The following is a 1,639-nucleotide window of genomic DNA, read 5'->3' as shown; positions in this document are numbered from 1 at the left end:
TGATGTTAAGCGCATGTTGGGCTTGAACGAGCGTGTTGCCTCTGTTGATATGCCTATCGGCGGCAGTAGCGACAAATCATTACTAGATACAGTTGCTGATGAGTCAGCGTCTGATCCTGCAGAGTTGCTGCAGGATAGTAACCTTAAAGGTAGCATTGATGGCTGGTTGGATCAGTTGTCTGGTAAGCAGCAAGAAGTTCTTTCTCGTCGCTTTGGTCTTCGTGGCTACCGTATGAGCACCTTGGAAGAGGTTGGTAAAGAGATTGGTCTAACTCGCGAGCGAGTTCGTCAGATTCAGGTTGAAGCACTTAAGCGACTCAGAGATATCCTTGAGAAGCAGGGCTTAAATGGCGAAACCTTGTTTAATAGTTGCTTCTAAGCTTCTTATGTATGCCGCAAATTTTGTGCAGGCATCAGAGTAAGTAAAAAATCCCCGCCTTTGGTGGGGATTTTTGCATTTACAGTTTTAAAATTCGCTGCTGCTGAGTCTGGGTCTTAATGTTGAATTCTATGTGGTATAAAACTTTTGCAAACAGTAACTTACTGAACTATTCTAACTAAAAGCTTTAAAAAGGCTGGTGGCGCTCCGATTCAGGGGCTTATTTAGATCTAGGGGCAGGTATTTGTTTTCGCTATTTAAAAAGAAATCGAAAGCTCAAGTAGTAGGGCTGGAAGTTCGCTCCAGCGGTATAGCTCTTGCTGTCGCTTCGAAAAATGAAGGCAAAAATGCGCTCATTACATTGTGTGATTATCGTGAGTGCAATGCGGCAGAGCGTGTATCAGTGCTGGAGTCACTTGTTGAAGAGCATGGCCTCGACGGTGCAACTTGTCGCGTCGTTTTGCCGGCAGATCAGTATCGAGTTTACCCTATCGAGAAGCCAAAAGTTGAAGAGAGTGAACTCGTCGATGCCGTTCGCTGGAAGCTAAAAGACCTACTCGACTATGACGTAAACGATGCGGTGCTGGATGTCTATGATTTTCCTCAGGATGCCCTAAAAGGACGTCCGGAACAGGTGAATGTTGTTTCCAGTCGGTCAGCTTTAATCCAGGATACCGTGAATCTCGTCAATAAGTCTGGTTTGGAACTAGAAACAATTGAGATCTCAGAGCTAGCGATTAGGAATATTGCCTTGCGACTAGCAGGTGATGATCAAAGACCCGTTGCGGTTTTATATCTTCGTCACGGTGCTGGAATGATTGTGTTGGTTAAAGGTGACACGCTTTACTTTTCCAGGCATTTTGACTTTTCTTTACAAGCGCTGAACGATGTCGCGCAGCAAAACTCGGTTATTCAGCAATTATCTTTAGAAATCCAGCGCTCATTTGATTACTTTGAAAGCCAGATGGCTCAAGTTCCTCCGCAAACGGTTGCACTGATGGGCCCTGCACCCAATATGCCATTAGCAAATATGCTTGGTGGTAGTATTGGCGCCAGAGTCGAACCGCTTGATATGTCCTTGTTTATGCAGGACGAGGCAAATCTGGGCCTTGAAGAAATTCAAGCTTTTGTCGCGCTCGCCAGTGCATTGAGAGAGGGGTAGAGCAATATGCAACAAGTAAACCTCTATACCGACGCTTTCAAACCAAAATGCGTAAAGTTACCACTCGAACAAATTATACTTCTGCCTGTTGTCACCTT

Annotated in this window: 2 protein-coding genes; both read left to right on the top strand. The window is 45.1% G+C overall.

Annotation, left to right across the window (positions count from 1 at the left end):
• Nucleotides 1-379, top strand: a 379-nt coding sequence (locus A3729_RS18490) for a sigma factor-like helix-turn-helix DNA-binding protein (RefSeq protein WP_304439736.1), incomplete at its 5' end; no start/stop codon positions are given.
• Between the two features lie 244 nt (nt 380-623).
• Nucleotides 624-1,541: a hypothetical protein gene (locus A3729_RS18485; RefSeq protein WP_082882136.1), complete on the top strand. Its 918-nt coding sequence runs from the start codon at nt 624-626 to the stop codon at nt 1,539-1,541.
• Nucleotides 1,542-1,639: the final 98 nt, after the last annotated feature.

It is taken from the genome of Oleiphilus sp. HI0043 (genome assembly GCF_001634935.1).
Note: the sequence above shows the minus strand (reverse complement) of the source record. Positions and strands in the feature narration are given on the sequence as shown.